Annotated in this window: 15 protein-coding genes and 1 other RNA gene; 8 read left to right on the top strand and 8 right to left on the bottom strand. The window is 69.6% G+C overall.

Annotated features, from left to right (window positions below; genetic code table 11):
• Positions 1-42 precede the first annotated feature (42 nt).
• The 7 genes from IE278_RS22705 (at position 43) to IE278_RS22675 (ending at position 11,316) form a co-directional block, all read left to right on the top strand.
• Complete coding sequence (locus IE278_RS22705) at positions 43-1,347, top strand: MFS transporter (protein ID WP_189775080.1); 1,305 nt, start codon at positions 43-45, stop codon at positions 1,345-1,347.
• Positions 1,348-1,787: 440 nt separating this feature from the next.
• Positions 1,788-3,083: an ABC transporter substrate-binding protein gene (locus tag IE278_RS22700; protein ID WP_189775079.1), complete on the top strand. Its 1,296-nt coding sequence runs from the start codon at positions 1,788-1,790 to the stop codon at positions 3,081-3,083.
• The gene (locus IE278_RS22695; protein ID WP_189775078.1) at positions 3,080-4,060 is read left to right on the top strand and encodes a carbohydrate ABC transporter permease; all 981 of its coding nucleotides are present in this window, start codon (positions 3,080-3,082) and stop codon (positions 4,058-4,060) included. The genes IE278_RS22700 and IE278_RS22695 overlap by 4 nt, the downstream gene beginning before the upstream one ends.
• Positions 4,061-4,089: 29 nt before the next feature.
• Entirely contained in the window at positions 4,090-4,911 is an 822-nt protein-coding gene (locus IE278_RS22690) for a carbohydrate ABC transporter permease (RefSeq protein WP_189775200.1), read from the top strand.
• Positions 4,912-4,922: 11 nt separating this feature from the next.
• Complete coding sequence (yicI, locus tag IE278_RS22685) at positions 4,923-7,277, top strand: alpha-xylosidase (protein WP_189775077.1); 2,355 nt, start codon at positions 4,923-4,925, stop codon at positions 7,275-7,277.
• 2 nt (positions 7,278-7,279) lie between these two features.
• Positions 7,280-8,284: a LacI family DNA-binding transcriptional regulator gene (locus tag IE278_RS22680; protein WP_189775076.1), complete on the top strand. Its 1,005-nt coding sequence runs from the start codon at positions 7,280-7,282 to the stop codon at positions 8,282-8,284.
• 86 nt (positions 8,285-8,370) lie between these two features.
• Positions 8,371-11,316 carry a glycoside hydrolase family 3 protein gene (locus tag IE278_RS22675; RefSeq protein WP_189775075.1) on the top strand — a complete coding sequence of 982 codons (2,946 nt, stop codon included), beginning with the start codon at positions 8,371-8,373 and terminating at the stop codon, positions 11,314-11,316.
• A 75-nt stretch (positions 11,317-11,391) separates the two neighbouring features.
• Here the strand turns inward: IE278_RS22675 and dacB are convergent, their stop codons facing one another.
• The 6 genes from dacB to ftsE form a co-directional block, all read right to left on the bottom strand.
• A complete protein-coding gene (dacB, locus tag IE278_RS22670) occupies positions 11,392-13,014 on the bottom strand; it encodes a D-alanyl-D-alanine carboxypeptidase/D-alanyl-D-alanine endopeptidase (RefSeq protein ID WP_189775074.1) in 1,623 nt (540 codons plus the stop codon).
• A gap of 83 nt (positions 13,015-13,097) precedes the next feature.
• Positions 13,098-13,486, bottom strand: a transfer-messenger RNA (tmRNA) gene (gene ssrA / locus IE278_RS22665).
• Positions 13,487-13,638: 152 nt separating this feature from the next.
• Entirely contained in the window at positions 13,639-14,172 is a 534-nt protein-coding gene (gene smpB / locus IE278_RS22660; RefSeq protein WP_189775199.1) for an SsrA-binding protein SmpB, read from the bottom strand.
• Between the two features lie 105 nt (positions 14,173-14,277).
• The gene (locus tag IE278_RS22655; protein ID WP_189775073.1) at positions 14,278-15,444 is read right to left on the bottom strand and encodes a S41 family peptidase; all 1,167 of its coding nucleotides are present in this window, start codon (positions 15,442-15,444) and stop codon (positions 14,278-14,280) included.
• 67 nt (positions 15,445-15,511) lie between these two features.
• Positions 15,512-16,429 (bottom strand): permease-like cell division protein FtsX, encoded by a 918-nt coding sequence (gene ftsX, locus IE278_RS22650; protein ID WP_107015901.1) that lies wholly within the window; start codon positions 16,427-16,429, stop codon positions 15,512-15,514.
• A 46-nt stretch (positions 16,430-16,475) separates the two neighbouring features.
• The gene (gene ftsE, locus IE278_RS22645; protein ID WP_107015900.1) at positions 16,476-17,165 is read right to left on the bottom strand and encodes a cell division ATP-binding protein FtsE; all 690 of its coding nucleotides are present in this window, start codon (positions 17,163-17,165) and stop codon (positions 16,476-16,478) included.
• Positions 17,166-17,452: 287 nt separating this feature from the next.
• Here ftsE and IE278_RS22640 point away from each other — a divergent pair, with 287 nt between their 5' ends.
• The gene (locus tag IE278_RS22640; protein WP_107015898.1) at positions 17,453-17,647 is read left to right on the top strand and encodes a hypothetical protein; all 195 of its coding nucleotides are present in this window, start codon (positions 17,453-17,455) and stop codon (positions 17,645-17,647) included.
• Between the two features lie 195 nt (positions 17,648-17,842).
• On the opposite strand, the gene IE278_RS22635 is transcribed toward IE278_RS22640, so the two are convergent.
• Together IE278_RS22635 and prfB are read right to left on the bottom strand one after the other, a co-directional pair.
• On the bottom strand, positions 17,843-18,487 hold the full coding sequence (locus tag IE278_RS22635) for an LPXTG cell wall anchor domain-containing protein (protein ID WP_189775072.1): 645 nt from the start codon (positions 18,485-18,487) through the stop codon (positions 17,843-17,845).
• Between the two features lie 313 nt (positions 18,488-18,800).
• Positions 18,801-19,907, bottom strand: a complete 1,107-nt coding sequence (prfB, locus tag IE278_RS22630; RefSeq protein ID WP_189775071.1) for a peptide chain release factor 2 — start codon at positions 19,905-19,907, stop codon at positions 18,801-18,803.
• Positions 19,908-20,311 lie beyond the last annotated feature (404 nt).

Raw genomic sequence — 20,311 nt, 5'->3', positions numbered from 1 at the left:
AGGTGTTGGACTCCGTGCGGCGGGGCGGGCGAACGTTCCTCCATGCCGCCTCGCCCGACCGCACCGCGTTCACCCTCGACCTCATCGTCCCCGCCCTCACCCTCGCCCTCGCGCTCGCGGAATCCCTACCGTCTACTTTTCGCCATTCCTGGAACTCGGGCGTTCACGATCGGGAATCTGATTGCGCGGCTCCCCATGGGCATGTTCAGCGTGAGCGCCGTGATCATGATCGCGGAGACGCGGGGCTCGTACGCGCTCGCGGGTGCCGTCACCGCGACCGGGCTGGCGGCGACGGCGGTCGTGGCGCCCTGGACGGCACGGCTCGTCGACCGGCACGGGCAGGCCCGGATCGCCGTGCCCGCGACCGCGGTCGCCGCGCTCGGCTCCCTCGCGCTGCTGCTCTGCGTCCGGCTCGGGGCGCCGGACTGGACACTGTTCGCGGCGTACGCGGCCACGGCGACCACGCCGAACACGGGAGGCATGTCGCGGGCACGCTGGGCCCATCTCCTCGAAGGGGACCCGGCCCGGCTGCACACCGCGAACTCCTTCGAGCAGGCCGCGGACGAGCTGTGCTTCATGTTCGGGCCGGTGCTGGCCGCGCTGCTGTGCGGGGCGCTGTTCCCGGAGGCGGGCACGCTCGTCGCGGTCGTGCTGCTGCTGACCGGCGTGCTGGTGTTCAGCGCCCAGCGCTCGACGGAACCGCCCGCGCGGGGGCGTACGGAGGCCGGGGTGCCGTCGCCGCTGCGGGCGCGCGGAATCCGTCCGCTGCTGGTCGGGTTCCTCGCCACGGGGGCGGTGTTCGGGTCGATGGAGGTGGTGACGATCGCGTTCGCGGACGCACAGGGGCACCGGGCGGCGGCCGGGGTGGTCCTCGCCCTCCAGGCGGCCGGGTCGTGTGCGGCGGGGCTGCTGTACGGGGTGCTGCGGCTGGGCGGGTCGGTGGAACGGCGGTTCCTGCTCAGTGTGGGCGCGATGGTGCCGCTGATGTGCCTGCCGTTCCTGGCCGCCACGCTCGGGGGCGGCGGCGGACTGGTGACGCTCGGTCTCGCGCTGCTGCTCGCGGGGATGGCGACGGCGCCGACGATGGTCACGGCGATGACGCTGCTCCAGCACCGGACGCCGGAGGGGCGGCTGAACGAGGGGATGACGTGGGCGGTGACGGGGCTGCTGGGCGGGATCGCGTGCGGGTCCGCGGTGGGTGGGTTCGTGGTGGAGCACGCGTCTTCGCCCGCGGCGGGCTATGGGGTGCCGGTGGGGGCGGCGGTGACGGCGCTGCTGATAGCGCTCGCGACGGCGCGTTCTGCGCCGTTCCCCGCGCCCCTGAAGGACGGCCCCTCCACCAGGTGACGGGCCGGCTCCGGTGACCCGCGCCGTTCCCCGCGCCCCCAAAACCACAAACGCTAGGCCCTCCATCAGGTGCGGGCCGTGAAGGTTGCCCGCGCCGTTCCCCGCGCCCCCGAAACGCACGCGCCCCTGGCCGGCCCCCGGAGCGGCGGAGCCGCTCTTGGGGGCGCGGGGAACTGCGCGGCCCACCCCGGCCCACCCGCACCGGACAGACCGCCCCCGCGGCACGGCCGCTCCCAGGGGCGCGGGGAACGGCGCGGTCAGCCCCCACCCACCCCCACCACACCGCTGCAATTCGCGCGCACCCCATTGACTCCCCCCGAGCCCCCACATACGTTCCCCCGTCGAAGCGCTTCGACGGCGCTCGTCGAATCGGTTCGACGGGCACCGCGCAAGCGCCCGTCGAGCTGACGAAAACCGTCCGACTCCCCCGGAGGCACAGGATGTTGACGGCACGAAGGCGTGTGATGGCGGCAGCGGCCGCGGTGGTGAGCACCACCCTGATGCTGGCCTCCTGCGGTGACTCGGACAGCGGGTCCTCCGACGGGAAGACCCTGAAACTGTGGCACTACGAAAGCCCCGACAGCGCCATGGCGGTCGCCTGGAACGCGGCCATCGAGGAGTTCGAGAAGACCCACCCCGGCGTGAAGGTGAAGTTCGAGGAGAAGGGCTTCGAGCAGATCCAGAAGACCGCCCCGATGGTCCTCAACTCCGATGACGCACCCGACCTCATGGAGTACAACAAGGGCAACGCGACAGCCGGCCACCTCTCCCAGCAGGGCCTGCTGACCGACCTGTCCACGGAGGTGACCAAGCGCGGCTGGGACAAGAAGCTCAGCGCCGGCGTGCGCACCACCAGCCAGTACGACGCCAAGGGCGTGATGGGCTCCGGCAAGTGGTTCGGCGTCCCCAACTACGCCGAGTACACGATGGTCTTCTACAACAAGGACCTCTTCAAGAAGTACGGCATCGCCGAGCCCAGGACGTTCGGCGAACTGACCGCCGCCATGGACACGTTCGTCGACGAGGGCGTCACCCCGCTCGCCAACGCGGGCGCCGAGTACGTGGCCCACCAGTACCTCTACCAGCTGGCACTGTCGAAGGCCGACCGCGCCTGGGTGGACTCGTACCAGCTCTACAAGGGCGCGCCGGACTTCCACGACGCCGCCTGGACGTACGGCGCCGAGACCTTCGCGGACTGGGTGAAGAAGGGGTACATCAGTAAGAAGTCCACGAGTACGAAGGCCGAGGACGCCGGGCTCTCCTTCATGCAGGGCAAGAGCCCGATCCTGTTCTCCGGCAGCTGGTGGTTCGGCCGGTTCGCCGCGGAGAACAAGTTCGACTGGGGCACGTTCCTGTGGCCGGACTCGAACCTGACCCTCGGCTCGGGCGGCAACCTGTGGGTGGTCCCCAAGGGCGCCGAGAACAAGGAACTGGCGTACGACTTCATCGACATCACCATGTCGAAGAAGATCCAGAACCTGCTCGGCAACAAGGGCGGCGTCCCGGTGGCCGCCGATCCCGCAGCCATCACGGACCCGCGCTCCAAGGGCCTCATCGCCAACTTCAACACGCTCTCCGAGCGGGACGGTCTGGCGTTCTACCCCGACTGGTCGGCCCCCGGTTTCTACGACGTCCTCGTCTCCGAGACCCAGAAGCTGATCACGGGGAGCGCGAAGCCGGACGCCTACCTGGACGCGGTGAAGGCCGCGTACGACAAGGGCGTACAGGACCAATGACGTTCACCGTCGAGAAGCGGGGCGGGCGGAGGAGCACAGCTGTCGAAGCGCGTCACCACTCCTCCAGGAAACCCCGCCGTCCCCGCGACTCCTACGCCCTCTTCCTCCTCCCCGGCGCCCTCGCCTTCCTCGTGATCGTCGTCGTCCCGTTCCTGATGAACACGGGCGTGAGCTTCACCGAGTGGCAGGGCGTCGGCAGCCCCGAGTGGACGGGGCTCGCCAACTACCGCGAGCTGATGGACGACGCCGAGTTCTGGGCGTCGTTCCGGCACAGCCTCTTCATGGTCGTCGCGATGGCGGTCGTACCGACCGTCCTCGGGCTCGTCCTGGCCGCCGCCCTCTTCGACTACGTCGGCAAGCACTTCGGCAGCCGCACGGCCGCCGTGCTGCGCGCCTGCTTCTATCTGCCGCAGGTGCTGCCCATCGCGGTCGCGGGCATCGTGTGGAGCTGGATCCTCGCACCCGAGAACGGCTCGCTGAACGAACTCCTGAAGGCGGTCGGGCTCGGCGGTCTCCAGCAGGACTGGCTCGGCGATCCCGACCTCGCGCTCTACAGCGTCATGGGCGTGATGGTCTGGGTACAGCTCGGCTTCCCGCTGGTCATCTTCATGGCAGGCCTGCAACGCGTCGACCCGCAGCTGTACGAGGCCGCCGAACTGGACGGCGCCGGCTGGTGGCGGCGGTTCTGGCACGTCACGCTGCCGCAGATCAGGCCCGAGATCTACGTCGTGCTGCTCTGGTGCACGATCGCCGCGCTCAAGGTGTTCGGCGCGGTGTACGTGCTCACCAAGGGCGGACCCGGCGGGTCGACGGACGTGCCCTCGTACTTCTCGTTCACCACGTTCTTCGAGAAGACGCAGGTCGGTTACGGAGCCGCGATCTCCACCGTCCTGACCGTGATCGTCCTGCTGCTCGCCGTGGTCGGCCTCAAGCTCCAGACCCGTGCCGAGGACGCCGAACAGGGAGTCGTGCGATGAGCAGCATCGACGCGAGCAAGGGCCGCCCCATGACCGCCCTCCGCCGCTACCCCGTCCTCCTCGCCCTGGTCATCGGCGCCCTGTTCATGGTCCTGCCCTTCCTGATCGTCGCCGTCAACGCGGTGAAGTCGCCCGCCGAGTACTCGGCGAACGGCCCGCTGAGCCTTCCCGAGGGCGTCTACCTCGACGGGCTCAAGGACTTCTGGGAGCGCGTCGACTTCGGGCAGAAGCTCGTCAACTCCGTACTGATCAGCGGGTCCGTCGCCCTCGGTGCCGTCGTCCTGTCCGTGCTCAACGCGTACGCGATCGGCATCGGGCGGATCAAGGGCCGCACCTGGGTGCTCGCCTTCTTCGTGCTGGCGAACATGCTGCCGCAGGAGGCCCTGGTCTACCCGGTCTACTACCTGAGCAAGGAAGCCGGTCTGTACGACACCAGGCTGAGCGTGATCATCGTCTTCGTCGTGATCCAGGCCGCCTTCGGCACATATCTGCTCGCCTCGGTCCTCGGGCAGTTCCCGCGCGAGATCATCGAGGCCGCCCGGATCGACGGCGCGAACAAGTGGCAGGTGCTGTGGCGGATCGTGGTGCCCGTCAGCCGGCCCACCATCGGCGTGCTCCTGGTCTTCTTCTTCATCTGGACCTGGAACGAGTTCCTGCTCCCCCTCGTGATGCTGATCTCCAACGACAACCAGACCGTGTCGGTGGCGCTCGGCGTCCTCCAGGGCCAGCGCCTGATGGACGCCACGATGACGAACGCCGCGGCCCTGCTGGGCGTCCTGCCCGCCATCGTCTTCTTCCTCGTCTTCCAGCGGACGCTCACCCGCGGCATCGCCGTGGGTGCCGTCAAGTAAGGGGTGTGCGCGTGAAGTTCACCGACGGCTACTGGCTGCTGCGCGAGGGCGTGACGGCCGCCCATCCGGTCGAGGTCCTCGATGTGAGCGCCGGATCCGGGGCCCTGGAGATCCACGCGCCGACCCAGCCCATCCGCCACCGCGGCGATCTTCTGAAGGGACCGGTCGTGACCATCGGCGCCCACGCCCCGATGCCCGACGTCATCGGCGTCACGTTCACGCATTTCGAGGGCGAGGAGCCCCGGGGGCCGCGGTTCGAGCTGAACAAGGCGGGCCAGGAGGTCCGGGGGTCCGGGGGATGTCCCCCAGAGAAATACAGCCAGGCCCACGCCGAGTACGACGACGACTCCGCGACCCTCACCGCCGGCGCCCTGTCCGTCCGCGTGAGCCGCACCGGGCCCTGGCACGTGGACTTCCTCGCCGACGGCCGCACCCTCACCAGCAGTGGCCCCAAGGGCATGGGCATCATGCGGGACGCGGGCAGCGGCGGCCACTATCTGCGCGAGCAGCTGAACCTGGGCGTCGGCACGCATGTCTTCGGGCTCGGGGAGCGGTTCGGGCCGCTGGTGAAGAACGGCCAGGTCGTCGACATGTGGAACGCCGACGGGGGCACGGCCACGGAACAGGCGTACAAGAACGTGCCGTTCTATCTGACGGACGCGGGGTACGGCGTCTTTGTCGACCATCCGGGGCGGGTGTCGTTCGAGGTCGGCTCGGAGGCGGTGTCGCGGGTCCAGTTCAGCGCGGAGACCCAGCAGCTGACGTACTACGTGATCTACGGGCCCACCCCGAAGGACATCATCCGCAAGTACACGGCCCTCACCGGCCGTCCGGCGCTGCCGCCCGCCTGGTCGTTCGGGCTGTGGCTGTCGACGTCCTTCACCACGTCGTACGACGAGGTGACCGTCAGCTCCTTCATCGACGGCATGAGAGAGCGCGAACTCCCGCTCTCCGTCTTCCACTTCGACTGCTTCTGGATGCGCGAGTTCAACTGGTGCGACTTCGAGTGGGATCCCCGGGTCTTCCCGGACCCGGAGGGGATGCTGGCCCGCCTCAAGGAGCGCGGACTGCACATCAGCGTGTGGATCAACCCGTACATCGCGCAGCGCTCGCCGCTCTTCGCGGAGGGCAAGGCGCTCGGGCATCTGCTGAGGCGGCCGGACGGCAGTGTCTGGCAGTGGGACCTGTGGCAGCCCGGCATGGCACTCGTCGACTTCACCTCACCGGCCGCCCGCGACTGGTACGCGGCGAAGCTGGAGGCGCTGCTCGCGCAGGGCGTCGACTGCTTCAAGACCGACTTCGGGGAGCGGGTCCCGCTCGACGTGGCGTACGCGGACGGCGGCGACCCCGAGCGGATGCACAACTACTACACCTATCTCTACAACCGGACCGTCTTCGACGTGCTGCGCAAGCACCGCGGGGAGGCCGAGGCGGTCGTCTTCGCGCGCTCGGCGACGGCCGGCAGCCAGAAGTTCCCGGTGCACTGGGGCGGCGACTGCGAGGCCACGTACGAGTCGATGGCCGAGTCGTTGCGCGGCGGCCTCTCCCTCGGGCTCTCCGGCTTCGGCTACTGGAGCCACGACATCGGCGGCTTCGAGGGCACCCCGACCCCCGCTCTCTTCAAGCGGTGGCTCGCCTTCGGACTCCTCTCCTCGCACAGCCGGCTGCACGGCAGCTCCTCGTACCGCGTGCCGTGGCTCTTCGACGAGGAGTCCGTGGACGTCCTGCGCCTGTTCACCCGCCTGAAGCTGCGCCTGATGCCGTACCTGTACGAGGCCGCCCGCGCCGCGCACGCGGAAGGCGTGCCGATGATGCGCGCGATGGTGCTCGAATTCCCGGACGACCCCGGGTGCGCGCATCTGGAACGGCAGTACATGCTCGGCCCCGACCTGCTGGTCGCGCCGGTGTTCTCCGACGACGGGGACGTGTCGTACTACGTGCCCGAGGGCACCTGGACGCACTTCCTGACCGGCCGGACGGTGACCGGGCCCCGCTGGGTGCGCGAGCGGCACGGCTTCTCCAGCGTGCCGCTGCTCGTCCGGCCGGGCGCTGTGATCCCGGTGGGTGCCGTCGAGGACCGCCCCGACTATCCGTACGCGGACGGGGTGACCCTGCACGCGTACGGTCTGGCGCGCGGCGCGCAGGTCACGGTGGCCGTGGACGGGGTGACCTTCACCGTCGTACGGGAGGGCGACACACTGCGGGCGTCGTCGAGCGATCCGAAGGCACCCTGGGCCCTCGCGGCTGGCGACCGGACCGCACGGGCGGCGGCCGGAACCGGCTTCCTGTCCCTGGAACTGGGACTGGGGCTGGAACTGGAGCAGCAGCCACAGCAAGAAGGTGCCTCGGACCAGGAGCGGGGCTGAGCATGGTGAAGATCACCGATGTGGCCCGGCACGCCGGGGTCTCCCCCAGCACCGTCTCGTACGCGCTGAGCGGCAAGCGGCCGATCTCCGAGGAGACCCGGCAGCGCGTCGAGGAGAGCATCCGCGAACTGGGCTACCGGCCGCACGCGGGCGCCCGCGCCCTCGCGAGCAGCCGGTCGAACGTACTCGCGCTGGTGGTCCCGCTGCGGACCGGAATCCATGTGCCGGTGGTGATGCAGTTCGCCGTGTCCGTGGTGACGGCCGCCCGCCGCCACGACCACGACGTGCTGCTGCTCACCCAGGAGGAGGGCGAGGAAGGGCTGCGGCGGGTCGCGGACACCGCCCTCGTGGACGCGCTGATCGTGATGGACGTCCAGCTCCACGACGGACGCCTGCCGTTGCTGCGCGCCCTGGACCGGCCGTCGGTCCTCATCGGCTTCCCGGCCGAGCCCGCCGGGCTGACCTGCATCGACCTGGACTTCAAGGCGGCGGGCGAACTGTGCGTCGAACATCTGGCGGGGCTCGGCCACCGGGTGATCGGCCTGGTGGGCTCACCGCCCGAGGTGTACGTACGGGAGACCGGCTTCGCCCAGCGGGTCGTCCAGGGCTTCACCGCCGCCGCCCACCGCAACGGCATCGCCTCCTCGGTCCACCCGTGCGAGGCGGACCCGGCGGCAGCCCGCCAGGTCGCCGAGCGGCTCCTGCGGGAGCGGCCCGCCCTCACGGGGGTCGTGGTCCACAACGAGCCGGTCCTGGAACCGCTGATCGACGCCTTCGAAGCACTCGGGTTACGGGTCCCGGGCGATCTGTCGGTCACCGCGATCTGCCCGGACGAACTGGCCGCGCGCGTCCGCGTGCCCGTCACCTCCATCGCCATACCGGCCGCCGAGGTGGGCGCCGGATCGGTGGAACTGCTGATGAAGAAGCTGGGCGGCACACCGGTGCCGCAGGCCACGCTGCTCCCGCCCCGGCTGACGGTACGGGCGAGCACGCGGCCACGCCCCTGATCTGCACCTGACTTTCATCCGCGCAAGTCGTGCAAGGCACGCAAGTCGCGCAAGTCGTGCAAGGCCCTAGTCGAAGGAGCCGTGACATGAAAGGCAAGAGAAGCAGGAGAAGACCGAGAACCGCGCTCGTCCTGACGCTCACCCTGATCGCCGGGCTCGGCGCCACCGCCACCGCCACCGCCACGGGGACGGCTGCGGCCGACGACCCCGCGTACCCCTTCCGCGACCCCCGCCTCTCCGTCGACCGCCGCGTCGACGACCTCCTCTCCCGGCTCACCCTCGACGAGAAGGTGTCCCTGCTCCACCAGTGGCAGCCCGCGATCCCGCGCCTGGGCATCCAGGCGTTCAAGACCGGCACGGAAGCACTGCACGGGGTCGCCTGGCTCGGCGAGGCCACCGTCTTCCCGCAGGCCGTGGGGCTCGCCTCGACCTGGGACCCCGCCCTGATCCGCCGGGTCGGCTCGGCGGTCGGCGACGAGGCGCGCGGCTTCCAGCAGGAACGCCCGACCGGCTGGGGCCTCAACCTGTGGGCGCCCGTGGTCAATCCGCTCCGCGACCCGCGCTGGGGCCGCAACGAGGAGGGCTACTCGGAGGACCCGTATCTCACGAGTTCGATGGCGACGGCGTACGGCACCGGTCTGACCGGCGGGGATCCCCAGCACCTGAAGACGGCACCCACCCTCAAGCACTTCCTCGGCAACAACAACGAGGCCGACCGCACGACCACCTCCTCCGACCTGCGCCCGCGGGTCCTGAAGGAGTACGAGGAGCAGGCGTTCCGGCCGGCGATCGAGGCGGACGCGGCGACGGGCGTGATGTCCTCGTACAACCTCGTCAACGGCCGCCCCGCCACGGTGAATCCGGCGCTCGACGACGACGTACGCACCTGGACCTCGCAGGACCTGCTGAACGTCACCGACGCCTACGCGCCCAGCAACCTGATCTCCAGCGGCAGTCAGAAGTACTACGGCACCCTGGCCGAGGGGAACGCGGCGACGCTGAAGGCGGGCATCGACAGCTTCACGACGGACGACACGAACTCCGTACCGACGACGACGGCCGTCAAGTCGGCGCTGGCGGACGGTCTGCTGAAGGAGTCCGACGTCGACACGGCGGCCGGGCACATCCTCGACGTCCGGGTCCGGCTCGGCGAGTTCGACCCGGGCGGCGGGAAGTACGGGGCCATCGACAAGTCGGTGGTGAACAGCCCCGCACACCAGAAGCTCGCACGGCGGGCGGCGGCCGACGCGGCGGTCCTGCTGAAGAACTCGGGCGGCGCCCTGCCGCTCAAGGCCTCCGCGAAGGACGTGGCGGTCGTCGGGCCCCTCGCCGACACCCTCTACACCGACTGGTACTCGGGCACGCTCCCCTACGCGGTCACCCCGAAGGCGGGCATCGCCGCGCGGCTCGGCGCCCCCGTGACCGGCAGCGAGGGCGTGGACCGGATCTCGCTGCGGAACACGGCGAGCGGCGGGTACGTCACCGCGGGGGCGGACGCCGACGGCGAGGCGCTGAAGGAGAGCGCGGGCGACGGGACGGCCGCGCAGTTCGACGTGTTCGACTGGGGGGCCGGGATCGTGACCCTGCGCTCGGCGGCGAACGGCAAGTACATCGGCTACAACTGGTCGAACTTCGTCAACGACCAGGTCCAGCCGAACGGTTGGTTCGTCCAGCAGCAGTTCGCGCTGGAGGAACAGGACGACGGCACGTACCTGCTGCGGTACGCGGGCTACGAGACCCGCGAGCCCTGGTGGTCGAACCCGGTCTACCTCGGCCCGACCGGCCCCGACGGCACTCTCGGCCTGGTCGCGAAGTCCGAGGCCGCGCACTACGCCAAGGACGTCGTCCGCAGTGGCACCGAGGAGGCCGTGGCGGCGGTGCGGGGCAAGGACGCGGCGGTCGTGGTGGTCGGGTCCATGCCCGCGATCAACGGGCGCGAGAACGACGACCGCGAGGACATGGGCCTGGCCCCGTCCCAGGAAGCGCTGGTCGAGGCGGTGCGCGAGGCCAACCCGCACACCGTCGTGGTCGTCGAGAACAGCTACCCGACCACCCTCGGCGCCCTCCAGGAGAAGGTCCCGGCACTCCTGTGGACCACGCACGCGGGCCAGGAGACCGGCAACGCCCTCGCCGACGTCCTCTTCGGCGACGTCAACCCGGCCGGACGGCTCACCCAGACCTGGTACCGCTCGGAGAGCGACCTGCCGTCGATCCTGGAGTACGACAACATCAAGTACGACCGCACCTACCAGTACTTCAAGGGCGATCCGCTGTACGAGTTCGGCTACGGGCTCTCGTACTCCTCCTTCCGCTACGGGCAGGTGAAGCGCGTCGACGGCGGTTACGAGGTCCCGGTGACGAACACCGGCAGCCGCGCCGGCGACGAGGTCGTGCAGCTCTACACCCACCAGCGGACCTCGCGCGACAAGCAGCCGCTGAAGCAGCTGGAGGCTTTCCGGCGGGTCTCCCTGAAGCCCGGCGAGACGCGGACGGTGAAGCTGGCGCTGCGGGAGAAGGACCTCGCGCACTGGGACGTCACCCGGTCGAAGTGGGTGGTGGAGAGCGGCACGTACGACGTTCTCGTGGGCGCGTCCTCCGAGGACATCCGCTCCCGTACGTCGGTGAAGGTGGCGGGCGAGACGATTCCGGCGCGGGACCTCACCCGGACCACCCGCGCGGAGAACTTCGACGACTACGAGGGCGTACGCCTGGTGGACGAGTCCAAGGTCCGGGGCACCGCCGTGGGCGCCTCGCGGGACGGCGCCTGGCTGAAGTTCGCCGACTCCCGGTGGGGTTCGGGTGCCCGGGAGTTCAGGGCGCGGGTGGCCGGGGCGGCCGGGAAGGTCGAGGTGCGGCTCGGCTCGCCCTCCGGGACGCTCGTCGGTACGGCGGCCGTGTCCGGTACGGGGTCGGTGTACTCGTACGCCGAGGTGAGCGCCCCGCTGTCGGCCGCAGCCGCCGCGAAGGGGCGTCAGGACGTGTATCTGGTGCTGGGGGACGGGATGCGGCTGTCGACGTTCACGATCCGCTGAGCGGCGGTGATGCCGTGACGCGGTGACGGTCCGGGGCGCGCGCGGGCGCCCCGGACCGTGGTTCTCACGCGGCGCTCAGCACTCCGCCGGCTTGCGCCACGAGCACTCCAGGTCCGTGTTCCGCTCGGCCGAGCGCGCGCTCGGGCCCGTCGGCCGGACCGTCGCGGTCCCGTCCGCCGTGGACCGGGCGAGCGTCACCACGATCGCGTCCTCCAGCGGCTTCACGGAGGAGGCCAGGTAGTTGTTGAGCACGATGCTGTAGACGAGTTCACGGCCGTCCGCGTCCTTCACGTACCCGGAGAGCGCGGACGCCCCGGTCAGCGAACCGGTCTTGCCGACCGCGTTGAGGGCCGCGGGCGTCCCGCACATCCTGGTGCGCAGGGTGCCGCCCACGAAACGGTCGGGGGCGCAGGCGACCGGCAGCGACTTGTACCAGTCGGCGTACCAGGGCTCGGCCCGTACCGCGAGCAGCAGCTCGGCGAACTGCCCGGCGGTGAGGTTGTTCATCCGGGAGAGCCCGGATCCGTCGACCTGCCGCAGCTTGCCCGTGTCGATGCCGACGCCCTTGAGATAGCCGCTGACGGCGGCGAGCCCGGCGCTCCAGCTGCCCTCGCCGGAGACCTTCACGCCCATGGCCTTGGTGAGGATCTCCGCGTGCATGTTGTTCGACAGCTTCATGAACGGGATCAGCAGGTCCTTCAGCGGCATGGAGGCGTGCGTGGCGAGCCGCTGTGCCGTCGCGGGGGTGGCGCGCCCGAGCCGGGTCGCCCCGGTGACCTTCACCCCGTGCGCGGTGAGCGCGTCACGGAAGACGGCGGCGGCGTACCCGGTGGGCTCCCACACGCTGACCCATTCCTGGAGGCCGGAGCCGCCGACCGGTGTCGTACCGCTGACGACGATCGTGTTGGTGCCGTGCTCGCGCTCCGCGGTGAGGTCGTTCGCACCGCCCGCGGCGACGGTCGTGGCCCGTACGTCGATGTCCACGTACTTGGTCTTCGGGACGACGGTGACCTGGGGTTTGTCACCGGCGGCGGCGCCCGGAGCGACCCGCACGATCACCGAACCGGTGTCGTAGTCGGTGTCGGGGGCGGCGCTCAGCGCGCTGATCTGCGCGGAGTAGTACGCGGACTCGTCGTCGGCGGCCCAGTTGCGGCCGAGGCGGTTGCGGTCGAAGCGGGTGTCGTCGGCGAGGAGCCGCCCGTCGACGCGGGTGACGCCCGACGCGGCGACGCGTGCGGCGAGGGCGTCGTAGTCCGCGGCCAGGGCGGTCGGGTCGCCGGTGCCGCGCAGATACAGGTCGCCGTTCAGTGTGGAGCCCTGCCGGCGTCCGGTCGCGAGGACGTCCGTGGTGAACGTGTGGTCGGGGCCGAGGATCTCCATCGCCGCCGCCGAGGTGGGCAGCTTGGTGTTGGAGGCGGGCATCAGCCGTGAGGTGGGCGACCGCTGGTACAGCACGTCCCCGCTCGCGGCCTCGGTGATCACGACGCCCGCCGTCCCGCCCTCCAACCGGCTGTCCCCGAGGATGGTGTCGATGGCCTCCGGCAGCCCGCTGGTCCCCGGGTCGGCCCCGGCGGGTGCGCTCCAGCCGAGCCCGGCCACCAGCACCCCCAGCACCACGGCCCAGGTCCATGGGCGCCCGCGCCGGTCGTGAGATCTCTTGCCCTGTCCGGCTTCTCCGGCTTCTCCGAGTCGTCTCATGCGCAGCAGCATCCACGACGAAGGCCCCGTTGCCTATGGCAACGGGGCCTTCGCTTCCGACTGGTCATGCTGTGAACATGGGAAAGTGGAGATGGCGGGAATCGAACCCGCGTCCAACGGTGCAGAATCAGGGCTTCTCCGAGCGCAGTTCGCTTAGATTTTCTCAGCCCCGGAGATCACGCGAACAAGTCTCCGACGGGCTCAGTCACTGTTTGATTTCCCGTCTCACCCCGTGACCGGGTCAGACGGTTTAGTTCCCTTGATTATGCCAGGATCCGGGTCGGGAACACCCCCGGGCTGACACCCATTTAGGGTCCTTCAGTCACTGGTTATTAAGCAGCGAGGGCGAAGGACTGGGAATCGCTCTTGGAATTGGCGATTATTGGTTGCGACATATGGTTAACGAGATCATTGCCGCTTCCTCGGCTCGCTTCCCCTGCTTCGACAGCCGCTGTCGAAACCGATCATCCCCATGTTGTTTTTTCAAAACCCTCCGGAGAGGGCGCGTGCACCTGCTGTGAGGTGCGTTGCCATCGTACGTGACCAACGCACGTCGATGCCACTGTATTCCCGGCGGCCCCTCTCGCGGCGGGTGTGCCGGGGCTGCCGTCCCGCTCCGCCGTGCTACTCGCCGCGCTGCTTGCGCTTGACCGCGGCGATCGCCCGGTCCGACTCGCGCCGGTCCTGCTTCTCGCGCAGGGTCTGTCGCTTGTCGTATTCCTTCTTGCCTCGGGCCAGCGCGATCTCGGCCTTCGCGCGGCCGTCCTTGAAGTACAGGACGAGGGGCACGATGGTGTGACCCGTCTCCTCCGACTTCGAGGCCAGCTTGTCGATCTCCTCGCGGTGCAGGAGCAGCTTGCGCTTGCGGCGCGCGGAGTGGTTGGTCCAGCTGCCCTGGCTGTACTCGGGGATGTGGGCGTTGTGCAGCCACGCCTCGTTCCCGTCGATCTGGACGAAGCCGTCGGCCAGCGAGGCACGCCCCTGGCGCAGCGACTTCACCTCGGTCCCGGTGAGCACGAGCCCGGCCTCGTAGACATCGATGATCGCGTAGTCGTGGCGGGCCTTCTTGTTCTGCGCGACGATCTTGCGCTTGCCGTCCTTGACGGCGGCCTTGGCGCCACCTCCCTGCTTCGGCTGGGATTCCTTCGGTACGTACATGCCCTTGCTCATAGTGCTGGCCATTTTCGCACTAGAGGGGGTCCGGAGGGAAAGCCGATTACGCGACGTACGGGCCGGCGGCGGCGAGGGCCGTGCGCGGACCGGTCACTCGGCGTCCCCGAGCCCGCTCAGGACGGTCTCGGCGCGCTCCAGCGCGCCCTCCTCGACCTCCAGGTCGGGGGTGATGCCCCGGGCGTCCACCGTGCGCCCGGAGGGGGTGCGGTAGTGGCCGACCGTCAGTTCGGCGACCGAGCCGTCCGGCAGCCGGCTCGGCATCTGCACCGAGCCCTTGCCGAAGGTCCTGGAGCCCACGACGACCGCGCGGCCGCGGTCCTGCAGACCGCCGGTGAGGAGCTCGGCCGCGCTCATCGTGCCGCCGTCGACGAGCGCGACCAGCGGTCTGGTGGTGTCGCCGCCGGGATCGGCGTGCAGGGCCTCCTGGTCGCCGTTCACGTCGTACGTGGCCACCAGGCCGCCGTCGAGGAAGGCGGAGGCGGCCGTGACGGCCTCGGTGACCAGGCCGCCGGAGTTGCCCCGCAGATCGAGGACGATGCCCTCGTCCACGGGCGCGTCGGCCACCGCGGTCCGTACGAGGTCTCCGGAGCCCTTGGTGAACGCGGCTACCTTGATCACGGTGACGCCGTCGGGGAGTTCGCGCACGCTCACGGAGTCGGTGGATAGCCGCGCCCGGTGCAGGGTCTCGCTCCACGCGCGCGTGCCGCGCTGCAGTCCGAGGTCGACGGCGGTGCCCGCGTCGGCGTCGGTGGCGTCGCCCCGCAGTAACGAGACGACCTCGGTGACGGGCCTGCCGTCGACGCGGTGGCCGTCGACGCTGCGCAGCCGGTCGCCCTTGCGGATACCGGCGGTCGCGGCGGGCGAGCCCGACTGGACCCGCGTCACCTCGATACGGCCGCCGCGCTCGCGCCGGGCCCAGAGGCCGACGCCGGTGTACTGGCCGTCGAGGGCTTCCTCGAACTCCTCGTACTCACCCTGGGAGTAGACGGCGCCCCAGCGGTCGCCGCTGCGGCTGACGGCCCGCTCGGCGGCCTCCACGGGCGACTTGCCGTCGGCCATCGCCTCCGCGGCGGCGTCGGCGACGTCGTCCTGGTGGCCCGCCTGCGCGGTACGGGCCGCGGGGGAGACGGATTTCCGGCCGGGGGCGTCGAACGAGCCGGTCGCGGCGCCCGCCGCGAGGACGCTCGCGAAGACCAACGTCAGGGCCGCCCCGCGGCGGATGCGGCGGGGCTGACAGAACAGGTCACGGCCTGACATGCGGGTGAGTCTAGGACAACGAGAAGGGCCGTACCGGCGGTTGCCGGTACGGCCCTCTTGGCATGTGTCACACCTTCAAGTACTTGCGCAACGCGAAGAACGCGGCCAGCGCGGGCATCAGAAGGCTCGTGGCGAGGATCAGCGGCAGCTTCGTGAGAACGGCGTCCCAGCCGATGAAGTTGATCAGATTCAGCTTCTCGGACAGGGCGAGACCGTGGTCGATGATGAAGTACCGCGCGATCACCAGGAAGGCGCAGGCGACACCACCGCCGATGAGTCCGGCGACGGCGGCCTCCATGATGAACGGCGCCTGGATGTAGAAGCCGGAGGCGCCCACCAGGCGCATGATGCCGGTCTCACGCCGACGGCTGAACGCGGAGACGCGCACGGTGTTGACGATCAGCATCAGCGCGACGACGAGCATCATCGCCATCACCGCCCGGGCCGCCCAGTTCATGCCGTTCAGCAGCCCGAAGAGGTTGTCGAGGATGCCCTTCTGGTCCTGCACGGACTGCACGCCGTCACGGCCGTCGAAGGCGGTCGCGATGACCTGGTACTTCTCCGGGTCCGTCAGCTTGACGCGGAAGGACTCCTGCATCTGGTCCGGTGTGAGCGAGGCCGCCAGCGGGGAGTCGCCGAACTGCTCCTTGTAGTGCTTGTACGCCTCGTCGCTCGACTCGTGCGTGACGTTGTCGACGACGGACATCTTGCCGAGGTCGGTCTCGATCTGCTTCTTCTGCTCGCTGGTGACCGCTCCCTTGGCGCAGTTGGGGTCGGACTCCGCGTCGGACTTGTTGCAGAGGAAGATCGAGACGTTGACCTTGTCGTACCAGTAGCCCTTCATCGTGCTCACCTGGTCGCTCATCAGGAGCGAGCCGCCGAACAGGGCGAGGGACAGGGCGACGGAGACGACGACCGCGAAGGTCATCGTCAGATTGCGGCGGAGACCGACACCGATCTCCGACAGAACGAACTGGGCGCGCATGGCGTCTTCTCAGGCCTTTCCGTGGACGGACGCGTGGGACTCGCGGTCAGTGCTGATAGCCGTAGACGCCGCGCGCCTGGTCGCGGACGAGGCGACCCTTCTCCAGCTCGATGACGCGCTTGCGCATCTGGTCCACGATGTTCTGGTCGTGCGTCGCCATCACGACGGTGGTTCCGGTCCTGTTGATCCGGTCCAGCAGCTTCATGATGCCGACGGAGGTCTGCGGGTCCAGGTTTCCGGTGGGCTCGTCCGCGATCAGCAGCTTGGGCCTGTTCACGAACGCTCTCGCGATGGCCACGCGTTGCTGCTCACCGCCGGACAGCTCGCCGGGCATCCGGTCCTCCTTGCCGCCGAGCCCGACGAGGTCGAGCACCTGCGGCACGGACTTGCGGATCTCGCCCTTGGACTTGCCGATCACTTCCTGAGCGAAGGCGACGTTCTCGGCGACCGTCTTGTTGGGCAGGAGGCGGAAGTCCTGGAACACGGTCCCCAACTGGCGGCGCATCTGCGGCACCTTCCAGTTGGAGATGCGCGCGAGGTCCTTGCCCAGCACGTGCACCTGGCCGTGGCTGGCCCGCTCTTCGCGCAGGATCAGCCGCAGGAAGGTGGACTTTCCGGAGCCGGATGACCCCACCAGGAACACGAACTCGCCGCGCTCCACCTCCAGGGAGACATCCCGGAGAGCGGGGTGGGTCTGCTTTGCGTAGACCTTGGAGACGTTGTCGAATCGGATCACGGATGCACCACAGGCCGTCGGGGGATGGGGCTAGACGAGCGTGACCTTACGCGACCCGGGTACACGCGCGCAGGCGCCGAGACGGGTTGTACAAGGGTTGTGCGCATTTGTACCGGGCACATAAGAAGAGAGCCCCTCCAGAAGGGGCTCCGCCCCCGAAGGGCGCCGACGGAGCCCCCTGCGAGGGAACCCGCGCACCTTCCGGAGGAACCTGGCACAGTGGAGTGGGAACGTATTCGTCCCCGAGAGCGTTGTGTCCGTGGAACCGGTGCAAGGAGGGCGAGCGCATGACGTACGACCGGCTGGTGTGCGCGAACTGCGCCGCGCCCGTGAACGAAGGCCGTTGCCCCGTGTGCCGCGCGAACCGCGCACGCCTGCAGAACGAAGGCCCTCTGGGCGGCGGACTCAACCCCATGACATTGATCGCACTGCTCGCCATCCTGATAGCTGCGGTGGCCCTGCTGGCCCACCAGACCGCTTAGGCCCCACCACCGACCTCACCGGCCCAGGAGATACGCGTCACAGGCGAGGGCGCGGACAGGGGCGGGAGCGGGACCCCGCTGGAGACGGACGAAGCCACGCGGTGACGGACGATGACAGACAGGAAGGGCCCGGAGCCGATGGCTCCGGGCCCTTCCCGCATCACACGTCACCGGTCACACGGCGTGCGCCCTGCGTCAGGCGGCCGCGCCGCGGTTGTTCATGAGGCGCGGCAGCATACGGAAGCCGATGCCGCCGGCGATCATCGTCGCGGCGCCGATCAGCAGGTACGTGACGTTCTCGGCGGCGCCAGTCTCGGCCAGCTCGCCGCCGGTGCCCTGGGCGGAGGTGTCCGAGCCGGTGTCGGTCAGGCTCTCCTTGCCCGCACCCTGCTCGACGACCTGCGAGCCGCTGCCTTCGGCGCTGTCGGCGCTGTTGTCGTTGCCGCCGGAGCCGCCGCCGTTGCCGTTCTGGCCGCCGTTACCGGGGGTGGTCGGGTCCTCGGTGGGCTCCTCCGTGGGCTCGGTGGGCTCCTCGGTCGGGTCGGTCGGCTCCTCGGTCGGAGGCTCCTCGGTCGGGGGCGTCTCCGTGGGCGGGTCCGTCGGGTCGGTCGGGATGACCGTCGGGTCGGTGGGAGGGGTCGGGGCCGGGGTGGTCGGGTCGTCGACGGCGATACCGACGCCGACACCGCTCTCGTCGACGCTGGCGCCCGCGTTCAGGCCGGCCACGTCGACGCTCACGTCGAGCGCCGAGGCGGCACCGGCGGCGGTCAGGGAGGCACCGGCGGCGATCACCGCGCCGGCGGCTATCCGCGCGATCCGGATCCGCGTCTTCTTGGTCATCTGGTTGCTACCCCCAGTAGCTCATCGTCAATGGTGCAGCGTCCGGGGCCGCGACCTCGGGATGACCCAGTGGGGCCCCCGGTTCACACGCGCCCCAGAAATACGCATGCCACGCGTCAGCTTTCCCATCTTTCAAAGCATCGTCAAGGTCGTTGCGACCGCGATGTCCAGATCAAGGTCTTTTGACCGGCGCAGCGTCATGTGAGTGTGATGTAAAACCCACACATCGCTCACCAGAAGGCAGCAGAAAGGGCAACTGCCGTCCGGTGGACCGCAGTTGCCCTGTCGACAAAACGACGTTCGAAAAAGTCGCTTACTTCTCCTGCTGCTTGCGCCAGCGAATTCCGGCTTCGATAAAACCGTCGATCTCGCCGTTGAACACGGCCTCGGGGTTTCCGACTTCGCACTCCGTGCGCAGATCCTTGACCATCTGGTACGGGTGCAGGACGTACGAACGCATCTGGTTGCCCCAGGAGTTGCCGCCGTCGCCCTTGAGCGCGTTCATCTTGGCCTGATCCTCCTGGCGGCGCCGCTCAAGGAGCTTGGCCTGGAGGACGTTCATCGCGGACGCCTTGTTCTGGATCTGCGAGCGCTCGTTCTGGCAGGAGACGACGATGCCGGTGGGGAGGTGGGTCAGCCGCACCGCGGAGTCGGTCGTGTTGACGCCCTGGCCGCCGGGGCCCGACGAGCGGTACACGTCCACGCGCAGCTCGGACTCGTCGATCTCGATGTGGTCGGTCTGCTCGACCACGGGCAGGATCTCGACACCGGCGAACGACGTCTGGCGGCGCCCCTGGTTGTCGAACGGCGAGATCCGTACGAGCCGGTGCGTGCCCTGTTCCACGGAGAGCGTGCCGTAGGCGTACGGGACGTGGACGGCGAAGGTGGTCGACTTGATGCCGGCCTCTTCCGCGTACGAGGTCTCGTAGAGCTCGGTCTTGTAGCCGTGTCGCTCGGCCCAGCGCAGGTACATGCGCTGCAGCTTCTCGGCGAAGTCGGAGGCGTCGACGCCGCCGGCCTCGGCACGGATGGTGACGACGGCCTCACGGGCGTCGTACTCCCCGGAGAGCAGCGTGCGGACTTCCATCTCGTCCAGCGCCTTCTTGACGGCGGTGAGTTCGGTCTCGGCCTCGGCGCGGGTGTCCGGGTCGTCCTCCTCCTCGGCCATCTCGAACAGCACGCTGAGATCGTCGATGCGCCCGCGGAGGGTCTCGGCCTTGCGCACCTCCGCCTGGAGGTGGCTCAGCTTGCTGGTGATCTTCTGCGCCTCATCGGGGTCGTCCCACAGGGACGGCGCCGCCGCCTGCTCCTCAAGCGCGGCGATGTCCGCCCTCAGCTTGTCGAGGTCCAGGACGGCCTCGATCGACTCCATGGTCGAGGAGAGGGACTTGAGCTCTTCGGAAACATCGACGACTGCCACGCCCCCCAGCGTAACGGCTCCGCCAAGCGAGCCGCCCCTGCCTCCACCTCCACCCTCCTTCCGCGGCCCCGGCGAGCACTGCGACCGAGGGCTTCGGCTGCGGGGCCGGTGGGGGGGCGGGGCTTCTTCGGCTGCGGGCCGGTAAGGACTGAGTGCGCAGTTCCCCGCGCCCCTAGGGGGCGGGGCTGCAGCCGAGTGCTTCGGCTGCGGGCCAGGGGGGCGGCCATCGGCTGCGGGCCGGTGGAGGCTGGGTGCGCAGTTCCCCGCGCCCCTAGGGGGTGGGGCTGCGGCTGAGGATTTCGGCTGCGGGCCGGTGAGGGCTGGCCGCGCAGTTCCTCGCGGCCCTAGGCAGTGTCTTCAAATGATCACCGTGATGGATCATGGTGTCGTGATACGTCGCCATG

Source organism: Streptomyces tauricus (genome assembly GCF_014650955.1).
GTDB lineage: Bacteria > Actinomycetota > Actinomycetes > Streptomycetales > Streptomycetaceae > Streptomyces > Streptomyces tauricus.
Note: the sequence above shows the minus strand (reverse complement) of the source record. Positions and strands in the feature narration are given on the sequence as shown.

Excerpts from the sequence above, each read along its gene's own strand:
- IE278_RS22705 (WP_189775080.1), top strand. The coding sequence starts at position 43 with ATGCCGCCTCGCCCGACCGCACCGCGTTCACCCTCGACCTCATCGTCC.
- IE278_RS22700 (WP_189775079.1), top strand. The coding sequence starts at position 1,788 with ATGTTGACGGCACGAAGGCGTGTGATGGCGGCAGCGGCCGCGGTGGTG.
- IE278_RS22695 (WP_189775078.1), top strand. The coding sequence starts at position 3,080 with ATGACGTTCACCGTCGAGAAGCGGGGCGGGCGGAGGAGCACAGCTGTC.
- IE278_RS22690 (WP_189775200.1), top strand. The coding sequence starts at position 4,090 with ATGACCGCCCTCCGCCGCTACCCCGTCCTCCTCGCCCTGGTCATCGGC.
- IE278_RS22680 (WP_189775076.1), top strand. The coding sequence starts at position 7,280 with ATGGTGAAGATCACCGATGTGGCCCGGCACGCCGGGGTCTCCCCCAGC.
- IE278_RS22675 (WP_189775075.1), top strand. The coding sequence starts at position 8,371 with ATGAAAGGCAAGAGAAGCAGGAGAAGACCGAGAACCGCGCTCGTCCTG.
- dacB (WP_189775074.1), bottom strand. The coding sequence starts at position 13,014 with ATGAGACGACTCGGAGAAGCCGGAGAAGCCGGACAGGGCAAGAGATCT.
- smpB (WP_189775199.1), bottom strand. The coding sequence starts at position 14,172 with ATGTACGTACCGAAGGAATCCCAGCCGAAGCAGGGAGGTGGCGCCAAG.
- IE278_RS22655 (WP_189775073.1), bottom strand. The coding sequence starts at position 15,444 with ATGTCAGGCCGTGACCTGTTCTGTCAGCCCCGCCGCATCCGCCGCGGG.
- ftsX (WP_107015901.1), bottom strand. The coding sequence starts at position 16,429 with ATGCGCGCCCAGTTCGTTCTGTCGGAGATCGGTGTCGGTCTCCGCCGC.
- IE278_RS22640 (WP_107015898.1), top strand. The coding sequence starts at position 17,453 with ATGACGTACGACCGGCTGGTGTGCGCGAACTGCGCCGCGCCCGTGAAC.
- IE278_RS22635 (WP_189775072.1), bottom strand. The coding sequence starts at position 18,487 with ATGACCAAGAAGACGCGGATCCGGATCGCGCGGATAGCCGCCGGCGCG.